The organism is Muricauda sp. SCSIO 64092 (assembly GCF_023016285.1).
Taxonomy (GTDB): domain Bacteria; phylum Bacteroidota; class Bacteroidia; order Flavobacteriales; family Flavobacteriaceae; genus Croceivirga.
The window spans coordinates 2628121-2649675 of sequence record NZ_CP095413.1; the positions used below are offsets into that span (position 1 = coordinate 2628121).

At 42.5% G+C, this 21555-nt stretch carries 22 protein-coding genes; 10 read left to right on the forward strand and 12 right to left on the reverse strand.

Going from position 1 to position 21555, the window contains the following annotated elements:
* Positions 1 to 50: 50 nt before the first annotated feature.
* The gene (locus L0P88_RS11060) at positions 51 to 422 is read left to right on the forward strand and encodes a nuclear transport factor 2 family protein (RefSeq protein WP_247134632.1); all 372 of its coding nucleotides are present in this window, start codon (positions 51 to 53) and stop codon (positions 420 to 422) included.
* A 304-nt stretch (positions 423 to 726) separates the two neighbouring features.
* On the opposite strand, the gene ccsA is transcribed toward L0P88_RS11060, so the two are convergent.
* The 11 genes from ccsA to L0P88_RS11115 all read right to left on the reverse strand — a co-directional run bounded on the left by ccsA (position 727) and on the right by L0P88_RS11115 (position 15028).
* On the reverse strand, positions 727 to 3828 hold the full coding sequence (gene ccsA, locus L0P88_RS11065; protein WP_247134633.1) for a cytochrome c biogenesis protein: 3102 nt from the start codon (positions 3826 to 3828) through the stop codon (positions 727 to 729).
* A gap of 27 nt (positions 3829 to 3855) precedes the next feature.
* Complete coding sequence (locus L0P88_RS11070) at positions 3856 to 5172, reverse strand: alginate export family protein (protein WP_247134634.1); 1317 nt, start codon at positions 5170 to 5172, stop codon at positions 3856 to 3858.
* A 9-nt stretch (positions 5173 to 5181) separates the two neighbouring features.
* Positions 5182 to 6678 (reverse strand): ammonia-forming cytochrome c nitrite reductase, encoded by a 1497-nt coding sequence (nrfA, locus tag L0P88_RS11075; RefSeq protein WP_247134635.1) that lies wholly within the window; start codon positions 6676 to 6678, stop codon positions 5182 to 5184.
* Positions 6679 to 6684: 6 nt separating this feature from the next.
* The gene (nrfH, locus tag L0P88_RS11080; RefSeq protein ID WP_247134636.1) at positions 6685 to 7260 is read right to left on the reverse strand and encodes a cytochrome c nitrite reductase small subunit; all 576 of its coding nucleotides are present in this window, start codon (positions 7258 to 7260) and stop codon (positions 6685 to 6687) included.
* Positions 7261 to 7652: 392 nt separating this feature from the next.
* Positions 7653 to 8057 carry an alternative ribosome rescue aminoacyl-tRNA hydrolase ArfB gene (arfB, locus tag L0P88_RS11085; protein WP_247134637.1) on the reverse strand — a complete coding sequence of 135 codons (405 nt, stop codon included), beginning with the start codon at positions 8055 to 8057 and terminating at the stop codon, positions 7653 to 7655.
* The gene (locus L0P88_RS11090) at positions 8047 to 9042 is read right to left on the reverse strand and encodes an ABC transporter ATP-binding protein (protein ID WP_247134638.1); all 996 of its coding nucleotides are present in this window, start codon (positions 9040 to 9042) and stop codon (positions 8047 to 8049) included. Before L0P88_RS11090 ends, arfB begins: the two co-directional genes overlap by 11 nt.
* A gap of 89 nt (positions 9043 to 9131) precedes the next feature.
* Positions 9132 to 11285, reverse strand: a complete 2154-nt coding sequence (locus L0P88_RS11095; protein WP_247134639.1) for a prolyl oligopeptidase family serine peptidase — start codon at positions 11283 to 11285, stop codon at positions 9132 to 9134.
* 215 nt (positions 11286 to 11500) lie between these two features.
* The gene (locus tag L0P88_RS11100; RefSeq protein WP_247134640.1) at positions 11501 to 12490 is read right to left on the reverse strand and encodes an aspartate-semialdehyde dehydrogenase; all 990 of its coding nucleotides are present in this window, start codon (positions 12488 to 12490) and stop codon (positions 11501 to 11503) included.
* 326 nt (positions 12491 to 12816) lie between these two features.
* Complete coding sequence (gene mscL, locus L0P88_RS11105; protein ID WP_409557728.1) at positions 12817 to 13224, reverse strand: large-conductance mechanosensitive channel protein MscL; 408 nt, start codon at positions 13222 to 13224, stop codon at positions 12817 to 12819.
* A gap of 60 nt (positions 13225 to 13284) precedes the next feature.
* Entirely contained in the window at positions 13285 to 14391 is a 1107-nt protein-coding gene (gene alr, locus L0P88_RS11110; RefSeq protein WP_247134642.1) for an alanine racemase, read from the reverse strand.
* Entirely contained in the window at positions 14384 to 15028 is a 645-nt protein-coding gene (locus L0P88_RS11115; RefSeq protein ID WP_158776115.1) for a thymidine kinase, read from the reverse strand. Before L0P88_RS11115 ends, alr begins: the two co-directional genes overlap by 8 nt.
* Positions 15029 to 15188: 160 nt before the next feature.
* Here L0P88_RS11115 and L0P88_RS11120 point away from each other — a divergent pair, with 160 nt between their 5' ends.
* The 9 genes from L0P88_RS11120 (at position 15189) to L0P88_RS11160 (ending at position 20845) form a co-directional block, all read left to right on the forward strand.
* On the forward strand, positions 15189 to 15869 hold the full coding sequence (locus L0P88_RS11120; protein WP_247134643.1) for a hypothetical protein: 681 nt from the start codon (positions 15189 to 15191) through the stop codon (positions 15867 to 15869).
* A gap of 44 nt (positions 15870 to 15913) precedes the next feature.
* Positions 15914 to 16267 (forward strand): DoxX family protein, encoded by a 354-nt coding sequence (locus L0P88_RS11125; protein ID WP_313791600.1) that lies wholly within the window; start codon positions 15914 to 15916, stop codon positions 16265 to 16267.
* Between the two features lie 9 nt (positions 16268 to 16276).
* Entirely contained in the window at positions 16277 to 16948 is a 672-nt protein-coding gene (gene rsmI / locus L0P88_RS11130) for a 16S rRNA (cytidine(1402)-2'-O)-methyltransferase (RefSeq protein WP_247134644.1), read from the forward strand.
* 53 nt (positions 16949 to 17001) lie between these two features.
* A complete protein-coding gene (locus L0P88_RS11135) occupies positions 17002 to 18054 on the forward strand; it encodes a helix-turn-helix domain-containing protein (RefSeq protein ID WP_247134645.1) in 1053 nt (350 codons plus the stop codon).
* Positions 18055 to 18148: 94 nt separating this feature from the next.
* A complete protein-coding gene (locus L0P88_RS11140; protein ID WP_247134646.1) occupies positions 18149 to 18502 on the forward strand; it encodes a hypothetical protein in 354 nt (117 codons plus the stop codon).
* A 192-nt stretch (positions 18503 to 18694) separates the two neighbouring features.
* Positions 18695 to 19159: a YHS domain-containing (seleno)protein gene (locus L0P88_RS11145; RefSeq protein WP_247134647.1), complete on the forward strand. Its 465-nt coding sequence runs from the start codon at positions 18695 to 18697 to the stop codon at positions 19157 to 19159.
* A gap of 30 nt (positions 19160 to 19189) precedes the next feature.
* Positions 19190 to 19543 carry a hypothetical protein gene (locus L0P88_RS11150; protein WP_247134648.1) on the forward strand — a complete coding sequence of 118 codons (354 nt, stop codon included), beginning with the start codon at positions 19190 to 19192 and terminating at the stop codon, positions 19541 to 19543.
* 271 nt (positions 19544 to 19814) lie between these two features.
* Entirely contained in the window at positions 19815 to 20390 is a 576-nt protein-coding gene (locus L0P88_RS11155) for a uracil-DNA glycosylase family protein (RefSeq protein WP_247134649.1), read from the forward strand.
* A 98-nt stretch (positions 20391 to 20488) separates the two neighbouring features.
* Positions 20489 to 20845 (forward strand): nuclear transport factor 2 family protein, encoded by a 357-nt coding sequence (locus L0P88_RS11160; RefSeq protein WP_247134650.1) that lies wholly within the window; start codon positions 20489 to 20491, stop codon positions 20843 to 20845.
* Positions 20846 to 20950: 105 nt separating this feature from the next.
* Here L0P88_RS11160 and L0P88_RS11165 read toward each other — a convergent pair whose 3' ends face one another.
* The gene (locus L0P88_RS11165; RefSeq protein WP_247134651.1) at positions 20951 to 21532 is read right to left on the reverse strand and encodes a Crp/Fnr family transcriptional regulator; all 582 of its coding nucleotides are present in this window, start codon (positions 21530 to 21532) and stop codon (positions 20951 to 20953) included.
* Positions 21533 to 21555: the final 23 nt, after the last annotated feature.

The following is a 21555-nucleotide window of genomic DNA, read 5'->3' on the forward strand; positions in this document are numbered from 1 at the left end:
AGCAAATTTTACTAACTTAAAACGAGTTCATAATCAAAAAACAGAAAGCCATGACTACACAAGAAGTTGCGGACCAGTTGGTCTCGCTTTGCCGCGAACAAAAATACAAAGAGGCCTATGACCTTTATGCCGACGATGCCGAAAGTATTGAAATGGATGGCATGCCGGGAGAAAAAGTGACCAAGGGCAAGGAAAACATTTGGAACGGCTATTTGCAATGGGCCGAAGGCATTGAGGAAATCCATGGTGGTTCCGTAGGGGATCCCATTGTGGCGGCAAATCATTTTGTGGTGCCCATGTCCATGGATGCAACGTTCAAGGAAACTGGAAGATGGGCCTTTGATGAATTGTGCATGTACCAAGTAGAAAATGGTAAGATCAAAAGGGCACAGTATTTTTATGAGGTTCCCGAAATGGGTTAACCCTAAAATGGAATCATTTTGAACGTACGGGGTACGTTTTAAACCCTGATTTTCAGTTTGTCCATTGTTTCAATCCCGATATGGGAATGGCATTTTCCATGACAATGATTCTTCGGGGTCATAGTTTCAGGGAACAAATACGATTTGGTCCTTATGTCCGAATTCAAGGGACAACTTGTTTTCCAATCCCTTTTTTACGAATTATAGCCAATCAAAATAGTGTTGTAGGCCATAGTTTTTTATATCATATGACTTTAGCCGGTGAACATGATACGTATTCAAATTTTCCATCTAGGGATCAATTTCAAAACACCAATGCTTTTTTTTCAGCAGGCTTTAGTTTTTGAAAGCTTATTATGGCAAATATTGAAACCAAAAAGAGAAATCCTACCGTCCAATAGACCCAAGCAGGAATGGGTACCGAATCCCCTTTTGCATAGGAATGCAAGCCACTGAGGTAATAGTTTACACCAAAAGAAGTCATGATTATCGAAGAAAACCCCCAGAGACTGGCCAGTATGTAGATAATGGCAGATTTGGTGGCGGGCACCAATCGGAGGTGTAAAATCAATGCATAGACCAAAACCGATATCAAAGCCCACGTTTCCTTTGGATCCCAAGCCCAATACCTCCCCCAGCTTTCATTGGCCCATACCCCCCCTAAAAAGGTGCCGATGGCCAACAAGAACAGACCAATAGTGATCGAAAGCTCGTTTACCGTAATCAATTCTTTTTGAGCTTTCCACCATATGGCCCTTGGATTGTTGGGCTTAAAAATCAAGAAGAGCAAACTCATAAGCCCCAATACTGCCGATAGTGCCAAAGGGGCATAACCACTAACAATGATGGCTACATGGATTTTCAGCCAATAAGAATTCAATACAGGCATGAGATTGGTAATCTCCGGGTTAAGCCAGTCCAAGAAGCTGACAAACAATAAAGTGCCCGAAAAAAGTAATGCGAGTGGAATGGTAAACCTGGTTTTCCGTGAAAAAGCCAATCCGAATAAAAGTACTCCCCAAGCCACAAAAACAAGCATTTCAAACCCATCGCTCCAGGGAGGGTGCTCAGCGATGAACCATCGCAAGCCCAGATGAAAAGTAAAGGTCAACCAACCTATCAGGGCAAGGCCGCTGCCAATTGCCCAAATTAATTGCAGTAGCCTATTCTGTTTAAATAATAAAATAATTGCAACCGTAAGCAGAATCGATCCCAAGAGCCAAAATAGGGCAAATAGCCTATTGCCCAAATTGATTTTGTTATAGAGCAATTCTGCATCTATTCTCGTTTGAGTTGGATAGACATTTGCTCCCGCTTTTCTTTGATATAAATCGATATAATGAAAGACGTCATCTGCCTCTTTCCACTTTCCGGTGGCTATGCCTTCACGCAATCGGGCTAGGTAAATACCACTAATGTTTTTAACGAAATTGGCATCTTCTTCCTCAAATCCTTCATTGAATTGATTGGTAGTGAACCAAGTATTATTAGGGTCGAGCCTGTTGGGGAATATTCTAAGAAAATCCCCGGTCAATAGGCCATAAAAAATATTAAATCGTTCATCTATCTTAAGTATTTCATTATGCCATTCCGTTCGTTCCGATGGTTTCAGCTTATTGGCTTCCTCTACAAGGGATAAAAGCTTGTACGCTCCCTTGTCGGTAGTAAAATCTTCAAAGCGGAGATGTGAAACAGGCTCTTGATCAAGAAAGGTGAACACATCACCCCCCTTTTTCCGATCAACCTTAATTATAGGCATACTTGTCCAATGTTGGGGTGCAAGCTGGACCGCCAATAAAAACTGTTCAGGTGTTAGGGATACTGTACCTGATGCCGTAGTTACGCTTATTTGTGTTTTGCCATAGATCTTACGAACTATTTCATTGGCCAATGTATTGATGGGCTTCATCCTGCCGTCCAAATCTTGGACAATAAGCGTTCCATATTCCTGTGCTTTTTCTTTGGGAACGAACCATGACGGTATGGTATCTTTCTGGGCATTTGCGATAAGTGAGCACATCATCAGGATGATAATGGCTACTTTCTTATCCGGTTTGCCCAGCTTTTTCATAAGAAATTGGAACCTACTCCCAGGTGCAAAAAGTGCCCATATCATACCCAAGGCCAGTAAAAAATAACCCAAATAGGTAATGTAGGTTCCGGGCCTGTCTTGATTAATGGCAAGAACAGTTCCTTTCTCATCCGAGTCGTATGAGCTTTGATAAAACCGATAACCCCCATGGTCCAGTACATTGTTCATGAAAATACGAAATGGCCATTGGTTGCCATTGTCATGTACGATCACTTCACTGGCATAAGAAGAAGGACTTGTAGACCCTGGATACCGTTCTAGCTGGAAGTCGCTAAGGTGAAGGGCAAAAGGTAATGTTTCAGCTTTGGGGCCGTAGGTGAAGTGATAGGTACTTCCTTCATATTCAAATTCCATCCACTCGGGATTTCGATTGACTTTATGGAAATACCCCGTTTTTAGCTTTTTTCCTTTATCGTCCCAAATGGAAATTTTGACCCCATCAAGATAGTCCTTGGCCAACTTTTCATCGGGTTCCGGTTCCAGAATGGGTTGCACATTTTCCAATATGGACCGTATGACAAACGAACCTGATTCCCATTGATAAATGGTTCTTAGCTCAAGGGGCGCTACCATCCCTGAATCCAATGAACTCATCTCTTGATTGGCCATCTTCATCAGTTGTATGGGAAAGGTGGATTTGATCATCCATATGGAGTCCGTTTGGAACATCTGGATCTGAGCCTCTTTAAGAGCAGCTGTACTAATGGTAACTTCCTGAACTTTAAAATTTTGGCCTTTGTTTAATTTAAAGTCCTTGCGAATGCCACCATCCAAGGCAGTAATTTCCATAAGGGTTTGATCTCCGGGACCATAGCCTTGCTTGGCTCCTTTTATGTATTCCTCTGCTTTGAATACAAAGTTTTGCCCTGCGATTGAAATGGGATATTCATTTGGCTGAAAGACTTTTGGGATAAATTCTTGATGGGAAAATGCATGTTGGTCATGGCTATTGGTCAACTGCAGATAGTTTTCGGCAGAATAAAAAATATGTTGCGTTTGGCCTTCGCGTATGTGAATAACTCCTTCCCGGCTAAAATACCGTGTAACCCCTGCACCAATAATAATGACAACGAAGGCAGAATGAAACAGGCCAACAGCGAGCTTTCGTTTTGAAAACAACTTGTACTGTCCAATATGGAAAATGAAATTGACGGCCAGCCAAGCCATAATGAGTTCGAACCACCACGCCTCGTAGACCCTGTTTCTTGCTACCAAGGTGCCAAAATCATTCTCTATGAAAGTAGCAAAGGCCATGGCCACGATTATGGCCAAGAGCAATACAAAACTCATCTTGGTAGAAAACAACCATTTCATCACTCTTGGCCCCTTTTTATCCATACACTACTGTAAAACCCCAATAAATTTGGCTTTGCTATTTGGCCTGAAAACAAACATCAAGTAAGCCCAATTCTGTGTATTGTTGAGTTCAACAATCTGTGTGTTTTCAAAGGCATCCGATAGGAAGAGTTGACTGTATCCTCCCTGCAATGATACCGAATTGTTTATGATGACACCAAAAGTGAAATCAAGTTCTGTCCCCAAGCTCTTATCCGAAACCAATTCTCCGTTAAGACCCAGAGGGTCTGCATATGAAGAAAATAAATGGCCATTGGCTTGTATCCAAAATTTATCATTAAAGGAATACCGGCTTCTTAAGTAGATGTCATGCAGTCCTACATTGTTTTCCCATCTGTTGGCTACAAAAAACCAATCCATTAAACCATTAAATAAATGATTGGTACCATATTGCAATGAATACGAATTATTATTGGTTCCCTGCACGTTTCCATCTGTACCCGAGATTACCTCATACCCCAACGTGGCCCGCCATTTTCTGCCTGCTTGATTGTCAAAGATCAACTGGCTGATTTGGGCACTTGCGTTATAGGCAGATACGTTGAAACCATTGATATCTTTCCCGAACTGATAGTAGAAATATCCGCTTAAGGTAGTTTTGTTCAGTGTCGTTTTTAATGTGGGAATCCCCACGGTCTGCCTAAAATGTATATCATCGTTCAAAGGTTGACCCGTAGGGTCTAAGGCTGGATTCTGCCTGCCCTCATTCCAAAATAAAAGGGAAAAATCCAAATTGCCAATGGCATCCTCATAATGAACCAGCTGTGCAGATCGATATTGGTTGGGTGTGGAAAAAAAATTGTCCGATAGCCGTTGTCCAACCTGGTTAAAACCTCCACCAAAGTGTAGTTTGCTATTGCCTTTTTCATATTTAACCAAGGCAAAATCGTGTGATCTGGCCTGAAGCGCCCAATCCAAGTTTCCCAGGAATCGTGCATTGTCATAATTCAATTCCTGTCTCCCCAGCTTAATTTTCCAATACTCCCCGGCCTTAAATTCACCCCAAGCTTCATGAACGGATAAAAAACCATCACTGATATTTGCTTGAGGGGTACTACCCCAGGTACGGACATCCTGAACACTCATAAAAAAGTTGAAATCATCTAATGTATAGCCCGCCTGGAGCCTTGCCCGATGAGCTATAAAGCCTGCCGGATCCATATTTTCCAGAATGGGTTCATTATAACCATTCCGGTATTCACTTCGAATAAGCATCTGTCCGTCCAGGTTAAACTGTCCAAAAGATGTTTTGGGGGCTAAAACAAAGCATAGTAAGCCCAGGGAATATTTTAACAACTTCATAATAATGTTTTAATTGGATACTGATATGGTATTGATTGGGGTTTGATTCTCTCTTTCCTTTCCCTCTTTGAGCCACTGGGGGATTACTTCTTTGATGAACCTTTCTTTATCGGCTTTGAGCTTTGGCATATCCAGACCGATATATTCCTGAAGTACTTCTTTGCTACTAAAATCTGGCATGGGCACGGGTTGATTAAATCCTAAATCTGCGAGCAACCTGCTGAGTTCTATCCTGGTTTCCTGTATCATTCCAGTGGCTGAGGTCACCGTTCTGCTGGTTTCCAAAGGGGAGTGAAATGCCGCTCCATGCGAGGCCACCGTATAGTCCCATCTCCATTGCGCATGCCGAATACCTTGCTGTATGGGCTTCATTTGCTCTTCGGTGGCACCCAATTCCCAAGCCTTTGCAGCCTCTATATGTGCCATAGCTATGAGCCTCTGGAGCTTTTTGGTCCCTTCCTTTATTTTTCTCTGACGATCATATACATCCGTCATCAAGTCCGAAACCTTTTCCCTGTGACAGACAAAACATGAGTTTTCCACATTGTCCAATGGCGATCCTATGTGGTGGTTGGTAAATTTCTGACCGCCCTCGGTTTGGTAAGGCATATGACAATCCGCGCAGCTTACCCCACGCTTCGCATGGATTCCTGTCAGGTACACTTCATAATCGGGGTGTTGGGCCTTGAGCATAGGTGTTTTGCTCAATGGGTGTGTCCAATCTGCAAATTGGAAGTTATCATAGTATTCCTCCATGCCTTCGACGGTCATGCCGTCTTTCCACGGAAAGGTCAGATACTTTGCATTTCCCTTGCCCGGTTTCTTTCCATCAAAATAATATTCCACATGGCACTGTGCGCATACGAGAGATCTCATTTCTTGATGGGAGGCGTCATTGATGTCTTTTCCCATCGCTTCGTAGGCTTCAATTAAAGCAGGACGGGTAATGGTCAATTTCATCGTCTTTGGGTTATGGCAATCGGCACAACCGATAGGATTGACTACCTCTGAACCTAAATCCGACCATTTCCCAGTGTAGTACTCGGCAACACCCATTTCATTCATTAACCTTGGTACATCTGGGCTCTTACAGGTCCAGCAAGTAGATGGCATAGGGCCTTCCCCAGCTTCCATCGGAGCTCCCGTCCTTAAGGACTTCTGTAGGTCGGTAATGGCCCACGCATGTCCCTTGGGTGCATTGTAATCCTTCGAAAACCCGTAACCTGCCCAGAGTATGACCAATTCGGGGTCGGATTCCAAAATATCGTGATGACCGGAAGTGCCATATAAACTTTTAAATGTGGTGTCCTTGGTTTTTTGATAAGACTGATACTGTCTGGGATAATTCAATCCCCAGACAGAATCCCTGGACTCAATACCATCAATGGCAACTTTGGGTTGGTATGCAAACTTTGCCTCCGATTTACGCTCAAATATGTTCACGGCCAGTAATGCCAATAGAAAAGCGGCAAGGGCTGTTATGGTAAAAAGAATCCAATTTTTCATTTTATGCTATTTTTCGTTTTTTGTTTGGGTGTCATCCATTGATTTTTCAAGCCATTCGGGAATCACGGAAAGATCTTCTGGTGCGTATTCACGAATGGGTTCTATCTGTGCGCCTACGGCCGAAAGACTTCTTACCCTCCCATGGGGCACATCCCGGTGGCATTCCCAGCAGGTCCTATCCGTACGATTGGCTTGGTGCTCTGAAATAAACGCAGCTGTTTTGGCATCTGTCACCTGATCTTGATGACATCGAATACAATTGTTTTGAATGACCTCAATGGAAGGTGGTCGTGCTCTAATCACTTCCGGTTCAGCGCGGACAGTGTATACTGAGGCGTGATAAAGCCCGTCTTTCGCCTTGAAAAAATATTTGTTCAACACGTTGTTATGTGGTACATGGCAGTCATTGCAGTTTGCTGTCTCCCTATGGGAGCTATGCGTCCAAGTGATGTACTGTGGTTGCATGATATGGCAATTGACGCAGGCCTGTGGATTGTCTGAGAGATAGGAGGAAGCATTGGAGAAATTCAGTAAGAAAAGCCCTAACCCAAAGATGATGGCAACAAAAAATGTTGCAAGCAAGCGCCATTTTTTAGGAGGAACCAGACTATATTGAAATAAAAATCTCTTTAAGCGTTGTGACAACATAAAAAGGACAAAAAAGTATTAAATCCATTGGCAAATTTGAACCTAACAGGGTAAGGAAAAAATGATTTTTGTCATAGATGGGATATTATTTTTGGTTAATTGTTATGATGTAGCCTACGGAGTTATGACGTTTGTTTGAATTCATATATGACAGGAGCACACTAAGCTGAAAATTCAAGTGAAATTTAAAAACAGGAGAGCATTGGACATTTCCATCAACGGGCCCTTTACGGAATGGTTTGAAGTAGGTTTGGTAGAATTATGGGACGCTTCAAGCAAAAAGGTCGTAGGATATGACCATGGGGTCATTGAGCCAACAGTGCAATCTATTCTAAATTCGGCCTTCTACGGTTCGCCTTTTTCTCCGAATCCTTTCTTTTCGATTTCAACCGTTTTTCAACAGATGATTTGGTGGGCTTTGTAACTTTTCTCTTTTTAGGAACTTGCAAGCCCTTTTTTAGCAGCTCAAAAAAGCGTTTGGTCACCAGGGTTTTATTTTGGTATTGGCTTCGGGCTTCGTCACACTGCAAGATCAGGAGACTTTCTTTGGTCAGTCTATTTTTTAACTTCAATAACAAACGTTCCTTTTCAACAGCACTTAAACCTTTTGATTTGGTCAGATCAAAACTGAGCTCTACTTTGGATGAAACCTTGTTTACATGTTGCCCACCTGCACCACTGCTACGAATGGCCTTAAATGATAGTTCTTTTGCAATCCTCTCAGGATTCATGTCCGGTCAGATTTCTTAAACGGCTGTTCACCAATTGTAGGGAGACATTTAGAAATACTTTTACATGTACTTCCAAGGCCTTTGTGTTCGTAAAAAATAGGGTCTTGCCACTTTCGGAGACACCTTCAATCAAATAGTGACTCCCTTTAAAATGATTGTTTACCACATATACTTGAAGGCCGGATTTGCTTGAAATCTCAAATTCATGGGGATAGATCAATATGGAAATGTCCCGTTCCGCATATGCTTTCAATTCTTTTAGGGGAAGTTCATTGACGGTTCCAAAAAGTGAAGCCACATACCTGCTTTTTGGATTCTTGAACAACCGCTCCGTTTCTTGATAATCCTCCATATTCCCATCTTTTAATACCAAAATGGTATCCGCAAAAGAAAGCACATCATTGCTATCATGGGTTGCTGTCAAAACGGAGATACCTTTTTCCCTTAAATAGGGGAATACGCGGTAGCGAAGCTCATTTTTTTTAAATTGATCAATATTGCTAAAGGGTTCGTCCAAGAGCAATACTTCAGGTTCTTGGGCCAATGCCCTTGCCAGGGCAACCCTTTGTTTTTGGCCTCCACTCAGGTTTTTAATAGGGACATCCGCAAAATGTTCCATGCCAATAAGTTCCAAAAGCTCCTGTATTCTGGATTGATGGGTTTCCCCCTCAAAAACCGAGAGGTACTGACCAATGTTCTCGGCAACACTGATAAAGGGCATTAAATCAAATTCCTGGGATACATACTTCATAAAAGATTCCCCAGGCACCAAATTATAGTTTGGACCCAGAACTTGTTTATTATCCCAGGAAATAGTTCCCGCATCCAGATGGAGCAATCCATAAATTGCCTTTAACAAGGTACTTTTGCCGGAACCACTTTCACCCATAATGGCCAAATGGCCCCCTTTTTCCAAAGTAAAGGAGAGGTTGGATAAAACCACTTTGTTTTTATAGGAAAAGGAAACATTGGTAACCGTTAACATAATGAACTCATTTAAACTTTTCGGAATGCAGCTAAAAAGAAAAATCCGTTTTCTGAAAAACGGATTTTTCGTTCCCTATATTTTAAATCCTAGTCTTTGAATTCCTTTAAAACCGCTTGATTGGGCAGTTCGTCAAAGCCCATATTAAAAAACGTAAATCCAAAAATGTCCGAATATTGTTCAATGGTCTTGCTGACCGGGGTTCCGGCTCCATGGCCTGCGTTGGTCTCAATTCGAATGAGTGTAGGATTATCACCGGCCTGTTTTTCCTGAAGTTGGGCGGCAAACTTAAAACTATGGGCAGGGACCACCCGATCGTCATGATCTCCTGTGGTGACCAGAGTGGCGGGGTATGCTACCCCTTCTTGTACATTGTGCACTGGGGAATATCCCTTTAAGTATTCGAACATCTCCGGGCTTTCTTCCGAGGTGCCATAATCATATGCCCATCCCGCTCCGGCAGTAAAGGTGTGATAACGCAACATATCCAGAACCCCAACCGCTGGTAGTGCCACTTGCATTAAATCGGGACGTTGTGTCATGGTGGCACCAACCAAAAGCCCTCCGTTGGATCCGCCTCTTATCGCTAGGTATTCTTTTGAAGTGTACTTGTTCTCAATGAGGTATTCTGCAGCAGCAATAAAATCATCAAATACATTTTGCTTTTGCATTTTAGTGCCTGCAATATGCCATTTTTTACCATACTCCCCACCACCGCGTAAATTGGGAACCGCATATACACCACCTTGTTCCATCCAAACGGCATTCACAATACTGAAAGAAGGGGTAAGGCTAATATTGAATCCACCATAACCATAGAGGATGGTGGGGTTTTTGCCATTGAGTTCAACGCCCTTTTTATGGGTAATGATCATAGGGACCTTGGTACCGTCCTTGGAGGAATAGAACACTTGGGTAGATTCGTAATCCGAAGGATTAAAATCAATTTCAGGTTTCCAATACTGCTCGTACTCCCCATTGTCCACATTGTATTTGTATGAAGAGCCTGGGGTGTTGTAATTGGTAAAGGAAAAATAAAATTCGTTGTCCTCCTTTTTGCCGCCAAAACCTCCGGCACTTCCAACGCCGGGAAGTTCCACTTCACGAACTAAATTTCCCTCGTAATCATACTGTAATACCTTGGAAATGGCATCCACCATATATTCCGTAAAGAAATAACCACCACCCGTGCCAGCGGTCAGCACATGTTCGGTTTCCGGGATGAAATCCTTCCAATGGTCCGGAGTGGGTTGGGAAGCATCGGTTACGACGATTTTTTTGTTAGGGGCATTTAAATTGGTCACCAACCAAAGTTTTGAACCTTCGTTTTCCATAACATAGGTGTCAGACTCCGTATGGTCCAGAACGGTAACCAAAGGACTGTTCTTTTGGGTCAGGTCCTTTAAGAATAATTTATTCCCCGATGTTGAGGTAGAGGCGGAAATGAACAAATAGGTTTCATCTTCTGAAACATAACCTTGTATGTAACGGTGTTTCTCTTCTGGAGCACCTCCAAAAACAATCTTGTCCTCGGACTGTGGGGTACCCAATTTGTGGTAGTACAATTTGTGCTGGTCCGTCTTGGCGGAAAGCTCACTGCCTTTGGGCTTATCATAACTTGAATAGAAAAATCCATCGTTGCCCTTCCAAGAAATGCCACTGAATTTGATGTCTACCAGGGTATCTTCAACAATTTCCCTGTTTTCCGTATTGATTACGATGCCCTTACGCCAATCGCTACCTCCTTCGGAAATCAAATAGGCTGCTTTGGAACCATCCTTGGTAAAGCTCAGTCCCATTAAGGATGTAGTACCATCTTCGGAGAAGGAGTTTGGATCCAGGAACACTTCTTCCTCACCATTGCCTTTTTTGCGATAGACCACATATTGGTTTTGTAACCCATCGTTTTTATAGAAATAGGTGTAATCCCCTTCTTTAAAGGGAGAGCCCAATTTTTCGTAGTTCCATAATTTTTCAAGACGGTTTTTTAAAGCCGTGCGGAACGGGATTTTATCCAAATAGCCAAAGGTAACTTTGTTCTGTTCTTTTACCCAAGCTTCAGTCTCTTCACTCATATCATCTTCGAGCCAACGAAAAGGATCGGGTACTTCGGTTTCAAAATAGGTGTCGACCGTATCGACTTTTGCGGTTGCAGGATAGTTCACGGCGATAGGTTCTCTTTTAGTTTCGGTAGCGCAGGAGGCAAAAATAAGGAGCCCTAGCGAGAAAGTGAGTTGTTTCATTTTTATAGGATTAGTCAATCCTTAAAAATACCATGAAATAAGGGCGTTAAAGTTAATTCCTGGGGAAGCTTAACGTTTTTTAACGAAAACGATTTAAATCGATTGGCATTTCGAAATGAATGAAACGATTGGGAAATCCATCTGTTGATTAGTTGGATTTCTTACGCTCCCCTTCGACTTTGCCCAAGATCGGTTCGAAAGAAACCACTTAGAGATCAAACCAAATTGTTCTGCACTAGATATTCCGCAATCTGAACGGCATTGGTAGCGGCTCCTTTGCGCAGGTTATCGGAGACAATCCACATGTTCAATGTATTCCGTTGTGTTTCATCCCGGCGGATTCGACCCACAAAAACCTCATCCTTGTCATGCGCATAGATGGGCATGGGGTAGGTATTGGTATCTGGATTGTCCTGTACGACGACCCCAGGGGTTTCATTGAGAAGTTTTCGAACTTCCGAAAGTTCAAAATCATTGTGGAACTCCACATTTACGGATTCCGAATGTCCGCCTGCAGTGGGAATGCGCACTGCGGTGGCACTCACCGAAAAAGTGCGGTCATCCAATATTTTTTGGGGTTCACGGGCAAGCTTCATCTCTTCCTTGGTGTACCCATTTTCCAAAAACACATCACAATGGGGCAGGGCATTTCGGTTGATGGGATAGGGATAGGCCATTTCACCCTGAACGCCTGCCATTTCGTTTTCCAATTGTTGAACGGCCTTTACACCGGTTCCTGAAACCGATTGGTAGGTAGAAACCACAACGCGTTTCATTTGGTATTTTTTGTGCAATGGGTTCAAGGCCATTACCATTTGGATGGTAGAGCAATTGGGGTTGGCAATAATTTTATCGGCCGGGGTCAATTCAGCGGCGTTGATTTCTGGGACCACCAATTTTTTTGTGGGATCCATGCGCCATGCCGATGAGTTATCGATTACGGTCGTACCCACTTCGGCAAATTTTGGAGCCCATTCCAGAGAGGTACCCCCACCAGCGGAGAAAATCGCGATATCCGGTTTTGCCGAAACTGCGGTTTCCAGGCCAATGACCGTATATTCATCACCCTTATAGCTTAACTTTTTGCCTACGGAACGTTCAGAAGCGACAAGCAACAATTCCGAAATGGGGAAATTACGTTCCGCCAACACTTTTAGCATCACTTCGCCAACCATTCCCGTGGCCCCAACAACCGCTACTTTCATCTTTATAAGATTTGAGCAGACAAAAGTACTTTACTTCGCGGAGCAAACAAGGTTTTTAACCTTTGATTTCAAAAAACAACAAAATGTTTGTTTTGTAACAATTTGCGAACATTCCCATTCCAAACAACGTTTAGTGCGGGGAAGCATTCCACACCAACCTGTTGAAGTATTCCTGCCCACTCCCAGTGGTTTGTCCAAGTCCAAGATGCTTACTTACCGGCTACGGATATGACATATCCATATGACAAAAGAAAAACCGCCTGCTGGAATCCCAACAAGCGGCTTTAAGGTTACTAAAAGGTGTAGCGGCCTGCCGCTAACGGCTATTATTTTTTAAGGGCGTCCCTAATTTCCGCAAGCAATTCTTCCGCAGTCGGGCCTGCCGGTGCTGCCGGCGCTTCCTCTTCTTTCTTTTTCAATTTGTTGACTCCTTTTACCACTAAGAACATCACGAAGGCCACGATTAGAAAATCGATGACATTGGTTAAAAACGTGCCGTATTCCAAGTAAACTTCTCCTACCATTTCTCCCGTTTCGTTCAAAGTACCCTCTTTAAGTTTCATACGTAAGCTTTTAAAGTCCGACTCAAAAATCAACCCTATCAAAGGAGAGACAATTCCTCCGGTAAAAGAGGTGACTACTTCTTTAAAAGCAGCACCCATTACGAAACCGACGGCGATATCCACCAGGTTTCCTTTCATCGCAAACTCTTTAAATTCCTTGAGCATTTTTATAGTTTTTAAGTGGTTACAAAGACAAAATACAAAAAATACGTTATGATCTGCTATGAAGGGTTACCATTTAATGACCCGGGTTACCCGAGGGGCTATTGCGGTTAGGATTTCATAGGAAATGCTTTGGGCGGAATGGGCAAAATCCTCTGCCGAATGTCCCGCTCCAAAGATGATGACCTCATCCCCTTCTTTGCAGTCAATTCCGCTGACATCGATCATTATCATGTCCATACAGACATTGCCTATAATTGGGGCGGGGGTTCCCTTTACATAGACCAAGGCCTTTCCATTACCGTATTGCCTTCCAATACCATCTGCATGTCCAATGGGCAAGGTGGCGGTAATCCGATAACCATCGGAAGTATAGGCCCTGTTGTAACCCACACTTTCCCCTGGCTCTATTTTATGGCGTTGGGAAATTACCGTTTTTAATGTGGCTACCGGTTTCATTTTTTTGTCAAAGTCGGGATGGTTGCCATAACCATAAAGACCAATGCCGCTTCGGACCATTTCAAACTGTGCTTCGGGATAATTTAGGATTCCAGAGGTATTCAGGACATGTCTCATGGGCAAATAGCCCAGTTTTTCCTTTAGATCGAGGCAAATTTTTGTGAAGGTATTTATTTGATTGAGACTGAATTCGCGCTCATTTTCATCTTCGGAGGCCGCCAGATGTGAAAGGACCCCCTTGATCCGTAATTCGGTTCGCCCCTTAAGCGTACCGATGACGAAATCTACATCGTTTTCCCAAAAGCCAAGACGATTGAGCCCTGTATTGAATTTGATGTGGACCGGATAGTCCTGCTGTTGTTGTCGTTGGGCCACGTCCAAAAATTGAAGCAATACTTTTGGGGAATATAGGCTGGGCTCCAGACATCTGTCGATTAATTCTTTGAAATGAACGGGTTGGGGATGGAGGACCAAAATTGGAGTGGTAATTCCCGCATCCCGCAACAGGACCCCTTCTTTTACATAGGCCACGGCAAGATAATCTACCTCTAATTCCTCTAATTTTTTGGCGATGGCCACTACTTCACTACCATAGGCCATCGCCTTTACCACGGCCATAAATTTGGTTCCGGGAGCTATTCTTGATGTAAGGAATTTATAGTTGTGTTCAAGAGCCGAGAGGTCAATTTCAAGTGTGGTTTCCCCAATTCTATCCATTGGCCGCCTTTTTTTTAGGAGCTACCTCTTCTGCATTCACGTCCATCTTACTGATTTTTTCCATCAGCATGGCCTCATAGAAAGCGGCCCTGCTCAGCGGTTCATATTCTGCGGTTTCGCCAAGCATCACCAGCTTGTCATTGTCGGATTTTCGAAAACTATAATTGGCCAGGTTTCCCGTTCTTGTGCAAACCGCATGGACTTTGGTAACATATTCTGCCGTGGCCATCAGTGCGGGCATGGGTCCAAAAGGATTGCCTTTGAAATCCATGTCCAGTCCGGCAACTACCACACGGATACCCATATTTGCCAAATCGTTGCAGACCGTGACAATTTCATCGTCAAAGAATTGGGCCTCATCAATACCCACCACATCACAGTCATCTGCAAGTAAACGGATATTTGCAGCTGCGGGAACAGGGGTGGAACGAATTTCATTGGCATCATGCGATACCACCATTTCCTCATTATAACGTGTGTCCACAAGGGGTTTAAAAATCTCCACCTTTTGCTTTGCAAACTGCGCGCGTTTCAGTCGCCGGATGAGTTCCTCGGTCTTTCCAGAAAACATGGATCCGGTAATGACCTCTATCCAACCAAATTGTTCTTTTGGGTTTACCGTGTTTTCTAAGAACATGTTGTATTTTTAAACGAAATTAAGGGGTTTGTCCGTTCTACTATTGCAGAAGTGATAAAATTAGTAAAAATACCCCCTCATCAATACCTCGAAATTTAACCTTTTGTTTTTAAAAAGGCACGGATTTTGGTAGTACATTTAAAGTAAAAGTTGAAGAGTTATGAAACGTAGACTAAGGGAGGAATTGGTAAAGCTGTCCACGGATATCATTACATCCAGGGAAGACAAGGAGTTGACGGAATTGTACGAAACGGCCAAGGATCTTTATGAGAAACTGGCGGTCCTAAAGTTCATTGATGAGAAGTTAAACGATGTTCAAGTAGATGTTTCCAAGAACGTTGTTGCGGCCCGATTTGAGAAAATGGCCAATGCGGTAATAAGCGGTAATAAGTCCGTGCCGGAAAACAATCCACACGAAGAGGATATTATCACGCCTGGAATGGATACCATCAAACATATGGTTTCGGAAATGCCCAATGAGGCCTTGGAATATATTTTTGGGGATTTCATTGCCAAACCTGAAACCATCAAAAATGATAAGGAACTGTTGTCCCCGGAACCAACCGTGGAACATACCTCTTCAAAGGCAAAATCCTTGAACGATAAGCTGACCCAAAATTTGAATATTGGCTTGAATGACCGTTTGGCTTTCGTGAAGCATTTGTTCAATGGAAGTTTGGATGATTATAATCGGGTCATTTCCCAATTGAATACCATCGACTCCGAAGAGCGCTCAATGGCCTTTATTTCCAATATGGTAAAGCCGGAATACAACAACTGGCAGGGCAAAGAGGACTATGAGAACCGGTTTATGGGGATAATAGAACGTAAATTCTCCTGACTCCCATTAATTCTTACCTTTAGGGAGAAACAACATCCAATATTATGCTCAAGAAGATTCTTTATTGGGCGTCAACGGGTATATTGACGCTCATTATGCTATTCTCTGCCTACAACTACTTCTTTAATCATGAAATGATTGTTGAATTTTTCGAGAATATGGGGTATCCCACCTATTTGATCTATCCATTGGCGATTGCAAAATTATTGGGATTGATTACCATTTGGGGTAATTTTTCAACATCTTTAAAAGAGTGGGCCTATGCAGGATTTTTCTTTAATACCCTACTTGCTTTTTTTGCCCATTATATGGTCAGTGATGGGCAACATATTGGAGCCGTAATAGCCTTCGTTGCGGTGATGCTCTCTTATTTTACCGGAAAACAAGTCAGACCCTAGCACTATACCATGGGGAAGTTGTACTTGGTGCCTACGCCCATAGGCAATTTGGAGGATATGACACTAAGGGGTATAAAGGTCTTACATGACGTAGATCTAATTTTGGCCGAAGATACCCGTACCAGTGGAAAGCTTTTGAAGCACTTTGAAATTGACACCCCATTACAAAGTCACCACATGCACAATGAGCACAAAACTGTGAATGGCCTGGTACAAAAATTAAAGTCCGGGACAACCATTGCCTTGATTTCCGATGCCGGGACCCCGGCCATTTCAGATCCCGGGTTTTTGTTGACCCGGACCTGTCTGGAGAATGCCATTGAGGTGGAATGTTTGCCGGGGGCAACGGCTTTTGTTCCTGCGCTTGTCAATAGTGGACTGCCCAACGACCGTTTTGTTTTTGAAGGCTTTTTGCCCCTAAAGAAAGGACGGCAAACACGATTGCAACAGTTGGCGGAAGAAACGCGAACCATGGTGTTTTATGAATCACCCCATAAATTGTTGAAGACCTTAGCTCAATTTTCGGACTATTTTGGAAGGGACAGATCGGTCTCCATATCGCGTGAATTGACCAAAATGTATGAAGAAACGGTACGGGGAACCCTTGAGGAGGTTATTTCCCATTTTGAGGGCAAACCGCCAAAAGGTGAATTCGTTGTAGTAGTTGGCGGGAAAAAATAAACCGTAAGCATTATTGGGTTTTTTCGACGAACCTCCTACAACCTTAAACTAAAATGGTTCAGAAATTCTTTCCCGAACTGGGCAAGGTTTATTTTATCAACCAGTATACCTTGTTCCACATTCTTTCTGGGTCAGGAAGCATCCAAGTAGATTTTAATAATTATTTCGATTGGCAGGACAAGGCCATTTATTTGGAGAAAGGGCAGTACATTAAATTTCTTTCGGACGATTTTGTGGTTCGCAAAATTGAATTTCCAAACAAAACAATCTTTCAAAACAAAGAGGTCCGGGTGCTTTTTAAGCATTTAATTTCGTTGGGCTACATCAATTTTAATGAGTGCGATGAATGCCAGAAGTACCTGTCCAGCACCGTTTTTTCTGAAAACAATAGTGAGATTATCGATATTTCTTCAAAACAATGGTTTTGGCAAAACCCGTTTCAGGCCAGTAAGGAAGAGTATCAAATCATCTTTGACATCAAGGAAATTATTGATGTGGAATATGGTAATCGTCTTTCCAATAATGATTTGGTGGCCTTAATGTCAGAAAATGGGTATAGTGCCCAAGCCTTGGTGAAGGATAAGGTTGGTATTTCGGTAAAGGCCTTACTATCAAAAAAACGATTGATTGAGAGCAAAAAGCAGTTGGCATTTACGGATAAAAATGTCCAGGAAATTACATATAACGTGGGATATAAAGATCCGGCATATTTCAATCGGCTTTTTAAGAACACCACTGGGCAAACGCCCAATCAATTCCGCAAAGGCTTTGACTATTCGAACAGGGATACTTTTGCCCAAAATCTTATGGAACTGCTCAAAAACCATCACAAGCAACAACGTTCTTTGTCGTTTTACGCAGATAAGATGAACCTTTCCATTAAGGCCCTTTCCAAAAAGACCCGTTCCAAGATGAATGCTTCCGTGGGCCAATTGATTCGAAATGAGGTGGTCTTAAGCTCACAGAAGTTGCTTTTACAGGGCATGTCCATAAAGGAAGTCGCCTATACCCTTGGGTTTGAGGAACCCAATCACTTCTCCCACTTTTTTAAGAAATACACGGGTTCCACTCCTAAGCACTTTAAAAGCAAAAAGTACAATCCTTAGCGTTCTTTTTGTAGGTCTCCTCCCGCACAACAGACAGAAATTTGCCATGTAATTACAAATCAAATTTTTGTTTAATCATTTAAAGAATATTGAAATGGATATCAAATCACTTGCCATGCAAATGGATGGTGTTGTGGCTCAAGGCGCCATTGTTGATGCGGTAAAACGGTTTTTTGCCGAAGAAGCAACAACATCAGACTATAACGGAATGGCTACCACAAACAAACAACAGATGGTTGAAAAGATGGAAGGTTTCGCAGGGGCCATTGCCCAAGTGAACGGAATTAAACATCATGTAACCCTAGTTGATGGAAATGAATCTGCATCAGAGTTCACCTTTGACTTTGATATGAAAGACAACAGCAAAGTGTATTGGCATGAAATTATTCGCAGATCGTGGAACGATGAAGGAAAAGTAACACGCGAAGAATACTTTAATGCGCAATAGCTTAAAATGAGTACCTCTAATACGTTTAAACCAAACGGAACATATACGCGGGATAGATTTTATTTCAGCTCAATTTTTACTAGAGCCCGATGGCAAAGACCAATTTGTCCTTTGAACGCAAAGAAGCATTTGAGCAGTTCCAATGACAAATAGAGGTCTGCACAAAAAAAACAATTTTAAAAAGAAAGAAAAATGAAAGATTTAGCGACAATAATGGTGTTTGTACTTACTGTTGGAACTTCAGTGGTGGGGTATGCACAGAACAAGAAAGCAAACAATATTGATGATAGTGAAATTGCCCTTCAGGGGTATAGCCCAGTATCTTATTTGGAATTGGGATTGGCGCAAAGAGGTTCTAAACAACACAAATCCACTTATGAAGGCATTTCCTATTATTTTACTTCTGCGGAACAAAAAGCCATTTTTGAAAAGAACCCAAGGAAGTATATGCCGCAGTATGGTGGGTTTTGCGCTTTCGGTATTTATGCAGGGGCAAAGTTTAGGATAGACCCCAACAAATTTGTCGTCGACAATGGCAAGTATTATTTGTTTTTGAACGACTTGGAAGTAGATGCAAAACAATTATGGATGGCCGAAAACGATAAAGCCAAATTGAAGCGTACGGCCGACACCAACTGGAAAAAGTTGAGCAAATAAGAATAATTGGCAATCTCATAAACACATATCATGAAATTTGTAACAAAACGAATACATGCTTTTTTGGACTATCCTGTAGCAGTAGCTTTAGTGGCTTTACCCTTTCTATTGGGACTGGGGAGTTCAAACCCTTTGGCACTATACTTATCGGTAACAACGGGGGTGGCCGCCTTTGTATTGACCCTATTAACGGATCACCATTTGGGGGTGTTCCGTGTGATACCTTATAAATTCCATCTGTTGGTGGACTTTTTAGTGGCCATCCTATTTATCGCGACCCCATTTGTGTTGTCATTTAATGGAATGGACGCTTTTTACTATTGGATCAATGGTGTTGCGGTATTGATTGTAGTGGGCCTTCATAAACCCGAACCAGCAATTTGATTTTTTGGATTTTGATTTATTCATCAAGCATGTTGGTCATTTGGTCAACGTGCTTTGATGGTTATGACCTTAAAAATGATTTTGTAAGACAATGGCACAAAGGACAAAATTGGAGAACTATGATTGATACCCCAGCCAATGGAAGGGGAATGTATAGCGTATGAACAACATTTGTTCTCTATCCACAGAATGGTCCATATCGAAAAGGGAATACACTCATGGCCATTCGGACCCTAATAGGGTTTTCATACATTTAAACAAATAGACGCCAATGCAAGAACTATTAAAGGAAATAAGAGGGTGCCATCTGTGCAGCAAATATTTGCCACTGGGACCAAGACCCATTGTTACCGCCCACCCAGGTTCTAAAATAGCTATTATTGGTCAGGCACCGGGAACCAAGGTCCACAAAACGGGAGTTCCCTGGGATGACCCCAGTGGAAAACAATTGAGAAAATGGTTGGGGGTCACGGATGCGCAGTTTTATGACGAAAAGATATTTGCGTTGATTCCCATGGGTTTTTGCTACCCTGGCAAGGGAAAATCGGGGGATTTACCACCAAGACCGGAATGTGCACCCTTATGGCACAAAAAGCTGCTTGGGGAATTAACGGACTTAAAACTGACCATTTTAATTGGGCAATATGCCCAGCAGTACTACTTAGGGGAGCGCAGGAAAAGGAACCTTACGCAGACCGTACAGGATTACCGGGATTATCTGCCAGACTATTTTGTTTTGCCCCACCCATCCCCAAGAAATCGATTTTGGTTAAGCCAAAATCCCTGGTTTGCCAATGAGGTCCTGCCCGTATTGAAGGAACATGTTGCGAAGGCTTTTGATGCATAGGGTACATTGGGAAACAATTAAATTATCGTTAAACATTTGTATATACAACTATTGTATAGAAAAATAATTATTTTTGAGTAATCGAAAAATAGATAGCAATGAGTTATAAAGAAAAAGCACAGGACATTTACCATCAATTGCAACAAGGAAAACTTCTGGATGCATTTGACAAGTATTATGCAGAACAGGTGGTTATGACCGAGCCTAGGGGAACCAGGGAAGGGAAAGCGGAATGCCGGGCCTATGAGGAACAGTTTTTAAATAACATCCAGGAATTTCATTCTTTGGAGATCAATAAGGTAGGTTCAAATGAAGATGAAGCAACTTCCTTTGTGGAATCCACTATGGATGTGACCTTCAAGGATGGCAACAGGGTAACCATGGAACAAGTTGCCGTACAGCAATGGGAAGACGATCACATTGTCCATGAACGCTTTTACTACAACAATGCTTAAGTGTAGCTGAAATTTAGGTAAAACCCGCGAAACTGCGGGTTTTTTTATTTAGGGGCTCCCGTTGGAAATCATTATTCGGATGGCGCAGTAAACCCTATAGGGCCATTAGTTCATCATACGCCTAAGTCGGCTAAATGTTTCTGGTTTCATGTTAAGATAGGAGGCCAGATACTTTTGGGGTATCACTTTCAATGCCTCTGGACAACGCTGCATGAAAGCAATATATCGCTCTTCCGCGGAGAGGGTCAATAACTCTACTTCCCTAAATAATCTTCCAAAAAGGATATCCTGGAAAAAATGGTGCCTCCATTTGTAAAAATCAGGGTGGGCCTCAAACAAGCTGAGGTAATCACTTCTTGAAATTCCCAAGAGCTTAGAAGGTTTTAGGGCTTCCAAAAAGGTATCTGCCGGTTTTTGGTGCAGGAAGGAGTCAAATATCCCTGATGGACTGCCCGTATATGAAAACCCAAGGACTACTTTATCGCCTTTTTGGTTGAGTAAATACATGGCCTGTACGCCCTCCAGGACTACATAAAAGTGTTTTTCAATGCGACCAGCTTCCGTGATAAGCTCATTTTGTTTAAAGGTATATTCCTTCCAAAGATTTAGAAAATAGGCTTGCTGTTCTGATTGAAGTTGGGCCGCTTTAAAGAATGATAGCAGGATGCGTTTGGCGGGTTGTTCCATTTGTGCTTAAAGATACACATCAA

What these genes read in the sequence shown, in the direction of transcription:
- L0P88_RS11145 (WP_247134647.1), top strand. Translation starts at nt 18,695, where the DNA reads ATGAAAGATTTAGCGACAATAATGGTGTTTGTACTTACTGTTGGAACT.
- L0P88_RS11155 (WP_247134649.1), top strand. Translation starts at nt 19,815, where the DNA reads ATGCAAGAACTATTAAAGGAAATAAGAGGGTGCCATCTGTGCAGCAAA.
- rsmI (WP_247134644.1), top strand. Translation starts at nt 16,277, where the DNA reads ATGGGGAAGTTGTACTTGGTGCCTACGCCCATAGGCAATTTGGAGGAT.
- L0P88_RS11150 (WP_247134648.1), top strand. Translation starts at nt 19,190, where the DNA reads ATGAAATTTGTAACAAAACGAATACATGCTTTTTTGGACTATCCTGTA.
- L0P88_RS11090 (WP_247134638.1), bottom strand. Translation starts at nt 9,042, where the DNA reads ATGTTAACGGTTACCAATGTTTCCTTTTCCTATAAAAACAAAGTGGTT.
- ccsA (WP_247134633.1), bottom strand. Translation starts at nt 3,828, where the DNA reads ATGAAATGGTTGTTTTCTACCAAGATGAGTTTTGTATTGCTCTTGGCC.
- alr (WP_247134642.1), bottom strand. Translation starts at nt 14,391, where the DNA reads ATGGATAGAATTGGGGAAACCACACTTGAAATTGACCTCTCGGCTCTT.
- L0P88_RS11140 (WP_247134646.1), top strand. Translation starts at nt 18,149, where the DNA reads ATGGATATCAAATCACTTGCCATGCAAATGGATGGTGTTGTGGCTCAA.
- L0P88_RS11120 (WP_247134643.1), top strand. Translation starts at nt 15,189, where the DNA reads ATGAAACGTAGACTAAGGGAGGAATTGGTAAAGCTGTCCACGGATATC.
- L0P88_RS11115 (WP_158776115.1), bottom strand. Translation starts at nt 15,028, where the DNA reads ATGTTCTTAGAAAACACGGTAAACCCAAAAGAACAATTTGGTTGGATA.
- L0P88_RS11135 (WP_247134645.1), top strand. Translation starts at nt 17,002, where the DNA reads ATGGTTCAGAAATTCTTTCCCGAACTGGGCAAGGTTTATTTTATCAAC.
- L0P88_RS11125 (WP_313791600.1), top strand. Translation starts at nt 15,914, where the DNA reads ATGCTCAAGAAGATTCTTTATTGGGCGTCAACGGGTATATTGACGCTC.
- L0P88_RS11095 (WP_247134639.1), bottom strand. Translation starts at nt 11,285, where the DNA reads ATGAAACAACTCACTTTCTCGCTAGGGCTCCTTATTTTTGCCTCCTGC.
- L0P88_RS11165 (WP_247134651.1), bottom strand. Translation starts at nt 21,532, where the DNA reads ATGGAACAACCCGCCAAACGCATCCTGCTATCATTCTTTAAAGCGGCC.
- nrfA (WP_247134635.1), bottom strand. Translation starts at nt 6,678, where the DNA reads ATGAAAAATTGGATTCTTTTTACCATAACAGCCCTTGCCGCTTTTCTA.
- L0P88_RS11070 (WP_247134634.1), bottom strand. Translation starts at nt 5,172, where the DNA reads ATGAAGTTGTTAAAATATTCCCTGGGCTTACTATGCTTTGTTTTAGCC.
- L0P88_RS11060 (WP_247134632.1), top strand. Translation starts at nt 51, where the DNA reads ATGACTACACAAGAAGTTGCGGACCAGTTGGTCTCGCTTTGCCGCGAA.
- L0P88_RS11100 (WP_247134640.1), bottom strand. Translation starts at nt 12,490, where the DNA reads ATGAAAGTAGCGGTTGTTGGGGCCACGGGAATGGTTGGCGAAGTGATG.
- arfB (WP_247134637.1), bottom strand. Translation starts at nt 8,057, where the DNA reads ATGAATCCTGAGAGGATTGCAAAAGAACTATCATTTAAGGCCATTCGT.
- L0P88_RS11160 (WP_247134650.1), top strand. Translation starts at nt 20,489, where the DNA reads ATGAGTTATAAAGAAAAAGCACAGGACATTTACCATCAATTGCAACAA.